Source organism: Oerskovia merdavium (genome assembly GCF_014836755.1).
GTDB classification, from domain to species: Bacteria; Actinomycetota; Actinomycetes; order Actinomycetales; family Cellulomonadaceae; genus Oerskovia; species Oerskovia merdavium.
On record NZ_JACSQF010000021.1, the window covers coordinates 67,753 to 76,252 of the forward strand.

At 71.6% G+C, this 8,500-nt stretch carries 8 protein-coding genes; 2 read left to right on the plus strand and 6 right to left on the minus strand.

The window, feature by feature from the left end; translation table 11 throughout:
• Positions 1-95: 95 nt before the first annotated feature.
• Positions 96-1,094, plus strand: a complete 999-nt coding sequence (locus tag H9641_RS17080) for a hypothetical protein (protein WP_191805620.1) — start codon at positions 96-98, stop codon at positions 1,092-1,094.
• A gap of 195 nt (positions 1,095-1,289) precedes the next feature.
• On the opposite strand, the gene H9641_RS17085 is transcribed toward H9641_RS17080, so the two are convergent.
• From H9641_RS17085 to H9641_RS17110, 6 genes are all read right to left on the minus strand, one after another.
• The gene (locus tag H9641_RS17085; protein ID WP_191805621.1) at positions 1,290-1,508 is read right to left on the minus strand and encodes a helix-hairpin-helix domain-containing protein; all 219 of its coding nucleotides are present in this window, start codon (positions 1,506-1,508) and stop codon (positions 1,290-1,292) included.
• Between the two features lie 49 nt (positions 1,509-1,557).
• The gene (locus H9641_RS17090; protein WP_191805622.1) at positions 1,558-2,829 is read right to left on the minus strand and encodes an MFS transporter; all 1,272 of its coding nucleotides are present in this window, start codon (positions 2,827-2,829) and stop codon (positions 1,558-1,560) included.
• Positions 2,826-4,265: an LLM class flavin-dependent oxidoreductase gene (locus H9641_RS17095; protein WP_191805623.1), complete on the minus strand. Its 1,440-nt coding sequence runs from the start codon at positions 4,263-4,265 to the stop codon at positions 2,826-2,828. The genes H9641_RS17090 and H9641_RS17095 overlap by 4 nt, the downstream gene beginning before the upstream one ends.
• 95 nt (positions 4,266-4,360) lie before the next feature.
• The gene (locus H9641_RS17100; protein ID WP_191805624.1) at positions 4,361-5,263 is read right to left on the minus strand and encodes an ABC transporter permease; all 903 of its coding nucleotides are present in this window, start codon (positions 5,261-5,263) and stop codon (positions 4,361-4,363) included.
• Positions 5,256-6,215, minus strand: a complete 960-nt coding sequence (locus H9641_RS17105; protein ID WP_191805637.1) for an ABC transporter ATP-binding protein — start codon at positions 6,213-6,215, stop codon at positions 5,256-5,258. Before H9641_RS17105 ends, H9641_RS17100 begins: the two co-directional genes overlap by 8 nt.
• A 35-nt stretch (positions 6,216-6,250) precedes the next feature.
• Positions 6,251-7,291 carry an ABC transporter substrate-binding protein gene (locus tag H9641_RS17110; RefSeq protein ID WP_318244660.1) on the minus strand — a complete coding sequence of 347 codons (1,041 nt, stop codon included), beginning with the start codon at positions 7,289-7,291 and terminating at the stop codon, positions 6,251-6,253.
• A gap of 584 nt (positions 7,292-7,875) precedes the next feature.
• Between H9641_RS17110 and H9641_RS17115 the strand changes: the two genes are divergently transcribed.
• Positions 7,876-8,445, plus strand: a complete 570-nt coding sequence (locus H9641_RS17115; RefSeq protein WP_191805626.1) for a toll/interleukin-1 receptor domain-containing protein — start codon at positions 7,876-7,878, stop codon at positions 8,443-8,445.
• Positions 8,446-8,500: the final 55 nt, after the last annotated feature.

Here is an 8,500-nt window from a genome sequence, read left to right on the forward strand (position 1 = left end):
CTGGCCACGTCGCCCGCACCGTGCCCGACGGCGGCGCTCGCCGCCGTGGTCCGGCTACGCTTCTCGCCGATCCCGGCTCACGTGAGGACCCCCAGATGTCGCTGTTCGGTTCGCTGTTCCGCAAGAAGTCCGACCCGTCCTCGTGGGACGAGCTGTGGACCGTCCTGGCTCCGTACGGCGGGCGCGTGACGCCGTCGAGCACCCAGGCATGGCTCCAGGCCGCGGCGACCATGGACCCGAAGCTGCTCGCGAAGGCCAAGGTCCAGCTCGCGCGGGCCTACGACCTGCTCGACACCGAGGCCGTGGCCCGCTTCGCGGGCGAGGCCCCGTTCACGGGCCCGGACCGCCCGTTCGCGCGCCGTCGCTTCCTGCGGACCGTGGACGCGGTGATCGTGGCTGGTCCCGAGGCCGTCTCGCGCGTCGTTACCGACCCGTCCTACCTGCGCTCGTACGACTCCTCGCCTGCCGTCGCGCCCTACGAGACCCCTGACCCCGAGGGGTATCTGGGCGACCGGTGGGACGTCGAGAAGTGGAAGGACCCCCTCCACCGCATGATCTGGAAGGACGTGCTCGTGAGCCTGAGCACGCGGCGCCAGAAGGCGTGGCCGAGCGTCGCGGACGACCCCGCTGCCCAGATGTTCCACCTCGACCCCGAGTACGGGTGGGTCGACGTCGACGCGTCGTCGATCGCCGCCGAGCAGGGAGCGCCGGTCGAGGCCGTCGACGGGTGGACCGGAGCAGGTATCGAGGCGAGCAAGCGGCTCTACGCGGCCCTCGGGAGCGTCGTCGAACGACCTGACGTGCTGGGTCTCGTCGCGGTCGTCGTTCTGTCGCAGGCCGAGTGGGACGACGAGGCGGAGGACGGGGACGAGGTGCGCGACGGTGTCCTGAACCTCGGGATCGACAGGCAGGCGACCGAGCTCGACATCGCGTTCTCCGCCGAGGAGTGCGCGATCGAGGACCAGGAGGAGCGCGTCGAGTTGCTGGTCGGCCGTGCGGCGCACGCGCTCCTGGTGTTCGACCTGCCGTTCACCGGGGCCCAGGCTGCGACGCTCGGTGAGCTGGCGCGTTCCCGGGAGGGCCTGGGGCGCTGAGGCCCAGGGGCCGGGCGCGGTCGGTGGTGCGACGGTCGGCGAGCGGCGGCCGGGAGTGCCGCACGGAGGTGTTCTGCTGGACGGGACCTTGTCCTGCTCAGCGAACGCAGGTTCGGCCCAGCCGAACCTGCTCGGCCGACACCCCGCCCAGCCCGGAGGGTTCGTCGCCCAGGACCGAGCGCCCCGACGACCGGCTCAGTCCTCCCGGAACCGCGAGCCCCGCTCGGCGAGCTCCTCGCCCAGGATCCGGATCGCCTTGGGCCCGACCCCGTGGATCGCGAGCAGCTCCTTGGCCGTGGCGCGCGTGAGGTCCTCGTAGCGGGTGTACCCGTGGTGGGCGAGCTCGCGCGTGGCGACCTTCCCGATGCGTGGCGTGAGGTCGCTGGGCGGGACGGCAGCACGGTCCTCGGTCATGGGCTCGGTCCTCTCTGGGCCCGTCCGCGGGCGGGGCGGGTCTCCAGGATCACCGGGGGACGGCCTCGACCGCCACCTCGACCGCCTCCTCCGGGAGCGTCGACGAAGTGACCGCCGGCAGGGCCGGCCGCGGCGCCCACACGGGCACGTACCGCCAGAGCACCGCACCTCCGGCGGCCGACGCCGCTCCGACGACGAGCGCCGCCGCCCCGAGCGGGGCCACGAGCGCCGTGCCCGCGACGACCAGGGGACCCGCGAAGGCCCCGGCGTCGTGCATGAGCCGCCACGCCCCGAAGAACTCGGCGCGCTGCGCGGGCGGCGCGACGTCCGCTCCGAGCGTCATGATGACGCCGTTGCTCAACCCGTTCCCGAGCCCCAGCACCAGTGCCACGACGGTCAGCGACGCGACGCCACCCGCCCAGGGGAGCCCGACGTACCCGGTGGCGAGGACCAGCAGCGACGGGACCGCGAGGGCACGCCGCCCGAACCGGTCCATGAGGTACCCCGCGGGGATCGAGACGATCACGTCGAGCGCCGCGCTGGCCCCGAAGACGAGGCTCGTGGTGGCGGCGTCGACGCCCAGGACGTCGGCCCACAGGGGCAGCACCACGGTGCGGGCCGTGCGCGAGAGCCCCATGAGCGCGGCCCCGAGCCCCAGCGTGCGCAGCAGCCGGCGGTGCTCGACGACCACGCGCCACAGCCCCGCCTCCCGGGCGACCGCGTCGCCGGGCGAGCCGGGCGCCCGGGGGGAGCGTCCGACGTCGGGCACACGGCCCATGAGGACCGCCGTCGCGCACACGGCCACGAGCTGGACCGCGAAGCCGCCCCTCGTCCCGACGGCGAGGATCGCCGCCGCCCCGAGGATCGGGCCCGCGAGGAACCCGACGCGCATCATGGCCGCGACGGTCGACATGACGCGTGCCCGCCGCGCGAACGGGACGGCCTCGGCCAGGTACGTCTGGCGCGCGAGGCCCCACACGGCCTGGGACAGGCCCGCGAGGAACACTCCCACCGCGAGCGAGGCCACCGACCACGAGACCAGGCACAGCGCCACGCCGACCACGGCCAGGACGCCCGCCCCGATGATCGAGCGCCGCTCCCCGAACCGGGACACGAGCCGCCCCGCCGGCAGGTCGCCGATCAGCTGGCCGAGCCCGGCGAGCGCCACGACGAGCCCTGCCGCGCCGAGCGACGCGCCGTGCTCTCGCGCCGCGAGCGCGACGACCGGTGCCGCCGCGCCCTGGGCCACGCCCCAGACCCCGGCGGGGACGTGGACGGTCCAGGCCAACCTGACCGGCGGGACGCTCGTGCCCGTGCTCACGCCAGGACCGGCTCCGCGGTCCGGGCCTCCTCCTGCCCGACGACGTCGCTCGCCTCGTGCGCACCGCTCGCACCGTGCGTGGCATCGGCCGGCTCCGCAGCGGGTGTCGCGTACCGGCTCGCGGGCCGCTCGAGCCCGAAGTGGTCACGCAGCGTCGTGCCCTCGTACTCCGTACGGAACAGGCCCCGCGCGCGCAGGATCGGCACGACGTGGTCGGCGAAGTCGTCCAGGCCACCCGGCAGGTACGGCGGCATGACGTTGAAGCCGTCGGCGGCGCCCTGCGTGAACCACTCCTCGATCGTGTCGGCGACCTGCTCAGGCGTGCCCGCGACGACCCGGTGGCCGCGCGCCCCGGCGAGACGGTGGAGCAGCCCGCGGACCGTGGGCTGCTCGCGCTCGACGATGCCCGCCACGACCTGGAGGCGGCTGCGGGAGTTGTCGGTCACGTCGCCCGCGCCCGCGAAGAGCTCGGCCGGGACGGGGCCGTCGAGCTGGGCGTGGTCGAGGCGGACCCCGGTGAGCTTCTCGAGCTGGCGCAGGCCGTACTCGGGGACCGTGAGCTCGTTGAACTCGCGCTCGAGCGCGCGCGCCTCGTCCTCGGTCGAGCCGATGAACGGGCTGATGCCCGGGAGGATCTTGACCGCGTCGCGCGAGCGGCCCAGGGCCTCGGCCCCCGCCTTGATGTCGGCGTAGAAGGCCTGGGCGTCGGCCAGGCGCTGGTGGGCCGTGAAGATCGCCTCGGCGTAGCGGCTCGCGAACGCGCGCCCCTCGTTCGAGGCGCCCGCCTGGACCAGGACCGGGTGCCCCTGGGGCGAGCGCGCTGCGTTGAACGCGCCCTCGACCCGCAGGTGCTTGCCGCGGAAGGCCACGTCGTGGATCTTCGCCGGGTCGGCGTAACGGCCCGACTCCCGGTCGATCAGGACCGCGTCGTCCTCCCAGCTGTCCCAGAGGCGGGTGACGACCTCGACGAACTCGGCCGCCCGGGCGTACCGCTCGACGTGGTCCGGGTGGGAGTCGAGGCCGAAGTTGCGGGCCGCGTCCTCGGAGGCCGTCGTCACGATGTTCCAGCCGGCCCGCCCGTTGCTCAGGTGGTCGAGCGTCGAGAAGAGACGCGCCAGGTTGTACGGGTCGTAGAACGTGGTCGAGGCCGTCGCGATGAGCCCGATCCGCTCGGTCGCGGCGGCGATCGACGCGAGCGTGAGCAGCGGCTCGAGCCGCCCGACGCTGTTGAACTCGATGCCGTCGTGCAGGACGGGCCCGTCGGCGAAGAAGACCGCGTCGAACGTCGCGGCCTCGGCCTTGCGGGCGAGCTCGGTGTAGAAGTCGGCCGTGAAGATGCGCTCGGGCTGGGTGTCCGGGTGGCGCCAGGCCGCCTCGTGGTGGCCTGCCGGGTGGATGAAGAGGTTCAGGCTGAGCTGGCGGGGCTGCTGGGTCATGGTGCGTCCTCTGGTCGTGGTGGTGGACTTGGGTGCGGGGTCGGGAGGTCGGTCGTGCGTACGGCGCCGGGTCGCTCAGGACGCGCGGGCCCTGTTCACGTGGTGCGCCAGCGCGAGAAGTGCCGTTCGAGGCCCACGAGCACGGCGTTGATCGAGACGCCGACGAGCGAGATCGCGATGATCCCGGCGTACATGTTCGTGATCTGGAAGTTGAACTGGGCGTAGGTGATGAGGTAGCCGAGGCCCGCCTTGGCGCCGACCATCTCGGCCGCGATGAGCACGAGGATCGAGCTCGTCCCGGCCATCCGGATGCCCGTGAAGATCGTGGGGACCGCGGCCGGCAGGACGACCTTCTGGAACAGCCGGACGGGCGGCAGCCCGAGCGACCGGGCGGACTTCACCAGGAGCGGGTCGACCGTGCGGACCCCGGCGATCGTGTTGAGCAGGATGGGGAAGAAGCACGCGTAGACGACGAGCGTGATCTTCGAGGTCTCGCCGATCCCGAGGATGAGGATGAACACGGGGAGCAGCGCCAGGGCTGCGGTGTTGCGGAACAGCTCGAGGAACGGGCCGAGGAACTGGGCCACTCCCGCCCACCAGCCGATCGCGATCCCGAGCGGGATCGCGAGGAGCACCGCGATCGCGAAGCCCGTGCCGGCCCGCGTCAGGCTCGTCCCGACGTGCTTGCCGAGCTCGCCGCTCACGAGCAGCTCCCCGAAGGACTCGAGCACCGCGCTGAGGGGCGGGAGGAAGACGCGGTCGACGAGCCCGACGCGCGGCGCAATCTCCCAGATCACGAGGAAGAGCACGATCGCGGCCGAAGCCCGCAGGACACGGGTGCCGACGCCGCGCAGGCGGGCCGCGAGCGAGGGCGTCGGGTCCTCGTCGGCCGTGAGTGCCTGACGGCGTCCCAGCGTGGGCGGGTCCGCGAACGCGACGGTGTCCTCGGCCGGGGGCACCGGGGCCACGCGGGCCGGTGTGGTCGCGGTGCTAGACATGAGCGTCCTCCTCGTGGGTTCCTGCTCCGGCGGCCTGCGCCGGGGTGGGCGATCCGTGGAGCGCGCTCCACACCTCGTGCCGGTACCGGCCGAACAGGGCCGAGGAACGGACGTCCCCTCCGGTGTCGTCGGCGGAGCGGTCCGCCGGACCGCGGTCCGTCCGGCTGTCGTCCCCGGACCGGCCGGCGTCGCCTGCTCCCGCGAGGTCCACGTCGATCACGGTCTGCAGGCGCCCCGGGCGAGGCGTCATGACCGCGACCCGTTGGCCGAGGTACACCGACTCCTCGATGCCGTGCGTGATGAAGACGATCGTCTTGCCCGTGGTGCGCCAGATGCGCAGCAGCTCGTCCTGGAGCGACTCGCGCGTCTGCGCGTCGAGGGCCGCGAAGGGCTCGTCCATCAGGAGAACCTCGGGGTCGAACGCGAGGCTGCGAGCGATCGCGACGCGCTGCTTCATGCCGCCCGAGAGCTCGTGCGGGTACCGGTCCGCGAAGGCCGTGAGGCCCACGAGGTCGAGGTACTCGTCGGCGACCCGGGCTCGGGCGGCCCGCCCGACGCCCTTGGCCTCGAGCCCGAACTCGACGTTCGCGCGGGCCGAGCGCCAGGGCAGCAGCGCGTACTGCTGGAAGACCACGCCGCGGTCCAGCCCGGGGCCGGTCACGGGGGAGCCGTCGAGGAGGATCCGGCCCGACGTCGGCTCGGTGAGCCCGCCCAGCAGGTCCAGGAGCGTCGACTTGCCGCAGCCCGAGGGCCCGACGACCGTCAGGAACTCGCCCGCCCGGACGTCGAGCGTGAAGTCCTCGACGGCCGTGAAGCGCTTGCGGGCCCCGCGGCCGCCGGCGCTGTCGCGCACGATGAACTCCTTGCGCACGTGCTCGAGGCGGAGCTTGGGCGTCGAGCCCGGGAAGTCCGTCGTCGTCGTGGAGTCCGTCGCGCTGGGGCGGGCGGTCAGGGCCGTCGCTGCCGGCGCTGCCGTCACCGCGCTGCTCACGGTGACACCTCGACGGGCTCGCCGTCGGGGCCGGCGTCCTGCGGGTAGGTCCCGTTCGCGTAGGGGTTGTCGTCGTTGGTGTAGATGTCCTCGGGAGAGAACTGGCCCTCCTCGAGCTCACCTTCGCGGACCAACCAGTCGATCCACGTCGAGATCTCCTCATCGACGATCACACCGCCCGGGGCCGTGATGCTCGCGGACTTCCAGTAGGGGACCAGGTCGGTGGTCTCGCCGCGCCCGCGCCCCTCGATGATGGACGTGAACCGGGCACGGACCTCCTCGACCGGGGTGACCTGCGACCACCGGATGGCCCGCGCGGTGCCCTGCACGAAGTCCTCGACCACCTCGGGGTTCTGCGCGATGTACTCGTCGCGGAAGATGTACGTGCCGTAGCTGAAGTCGCCGAACAGCGAGAGCTCGCTGAACAGCGGCGTGATCCCGCCGCGTTCGAGGGCCTTGTCCTGGAAGACGCGGGACAGCGCGACGACGTCGACCTGACCCTCGCGCAGCACCTGCTCGGCGTTCACGGGCGGGACCACGATGAGCTCGACCTGGTCGATCTCGTCCGCGGTCAGCCCGCCCCTCGTCAGCCACTCGCGGATGACGAACTCGCTCTGCGCGCCCAGGGTGTTGACGCCGATCGACTTGCCGATCAGGTCCTTGGGCTCGGTCAGCGGGCTCCCTTCGAGCGTGTAGAAGCCGCCGTACGACAGCTCGTCCGAGCCGTAGTAGGAGATGACCGACGTGATGGGCGAGCCCGAGGCCTTGAGCTTGACGATCGCCCCGTTGAACGCACCGCCGAAGTCGGTCGAGCCCGTCGCGGCGGCCTGGATGCTCTGCGGGCCACCCGTCGAGTCGCCGACCCACTCGAGCTCGACCTTCTCGTAGTAGCCGAGGTCCGCCGCGAGCTCGGGGAACGTCACCTGGCCGACCGAGCCGTCGTAGCGCAGGACGGTCCGGCCCGACTCGCCGACGACGGCCTCCTCGGCGCTCGCAGCCGAGCAGGCCACGAGCGCCGTCGTGAGGCCGACGGTCACGGCGGCTCGCAGGGTGGTGCGAGCGAGCCGACGGGCATGGGGTCTGAGGGTGCGGGGCATGGGAGCTCCAGGGATTCGGGTACGGGAGCCGACCGGTCGTGGGTACGCCGGCGGCAGGGAGAGAAGCGAGACGCTCGGAGCGTGAGGCCGCGTGCGGGGGCGAGAGGCCTGCAGCGGCACGGCGTGAGCGGGATGGTGAAGGTGCGAGGTGCGCGGATCGACCGGTCGTCAGCGCGAGCTGCGGCCGGGCCGGGGCAGGGCTACCGACAGAGACAGCCCGCGACGAGGCGCAGGTCGACGGCGCGGCGCACCACGAGGCGCACCGGTGTCCCGGGGTGCTCGTGGGCCCTGACGTCGAAGCGCATGGCGGTGATCCTGTCGGCCCGCGCAGGCCCGGCACAAGCCCCCATCCGGTCTCCGAGACGATGTTTCGCCCGGTTTCTCCCGGTAAACGCTGCCCGACGGCGTCGCGCGCCGTGGCAGCGCGGGGCGAAGGCGTAAGGATTGGTCCACGGACCAAGCGAGAGGTCGGATTTGCCAGCCGTCTCGTTCACACCTTCGCGAGTGGCGATACGCTTCGGACCATGAGTACAGAGCTGTACGAGTGGGGACCGGTCGTCGTGCTCAATGGTGCGGGCGTGGAGCGGATCGGCTATTACGACAACGATGAATGGGTTGATGACGGTTCTACCGAGGGTGGGCAATCGATGGCGGTTGTCTCGTATTCTGAAACGCCGTTCATGTTTGGAGGTGGGTTTCACCTCGTGTCGAAGAAGATGCTCAGGCCGGTGGATACCGACTCGCTCTTTCGGCGACGAGATGCGCTCGCTCAAGAGTTGTACCGAACCGTGAATCGGGTTGTTGAGAGTGAAGAGCCGTACGACCTACTGCTGGAATGGGCTTTCGTCAACTCGCTATTGGCTACCCGGATGGTGGAAGCGAGAGGGCATGAGGGGGCGAAGGGAGGTAAAAGAGTCTTCATTTCGCACTCGTCGAAGGATAAGCCGCTTGCAATATCAATTTCAGTCGATATCGCCAGCCGGGGCCACTTGCCCTGGCTAGACGAGTGGCAGATTGTGGCAGGCGAGTCGATTCCTGTCAAGATTGGCGAAGGGCTTGAGAACTCTGACTATGAGGTGTTCTCACCAGGCTGATTTGGCGGTTCCTCGTTGAAGGTGGAGCAGGACGAGGGCTGCTGCGGTGATCTCG

What these genes read in the sequence shown, in the direction of transcription:
- H9641_RS17085 (WP_191805621.1), bottom strand. Translation starts at nt 1,508, where the DNA reads ATGACCGAGGACCGTGCTGCCGTCCCGCCCAGCGACCTCACGCCACGC.
- H9641_RS17115 (WP_191805626.1), top strand. Translation starts at nt 7,876, where the DNA reads ATGAGTACAGAGCTGTACGAGTGGGGACCGGTCGTCGTGCTCAATGGT.
- H9641_RS17100 (WP_191805624.1), bottom strand. Translation starts at nt 5,263, where the DNA reads ATGTCTAGCACCGCGACCACACCGGCCCGCGTGGCCCCGGTGCCCCCG.
- H9641_RS17080 (WP_191805620.1), top strand. Translation starts at nt 96, where the DNA reads ATGTCGCTGTTCGGTTCGCTGTTCCGCAAGAAGTCCGACCCGTCCTCG.
- H9641_RS17095 (WP_191805623.1), bottom strand. Translation starts at nt 4,265, where the DNA reads ATGACCCAGCAGCCCCGCCAGCTCAGCCTGAACCTCTTCATCCACCCG.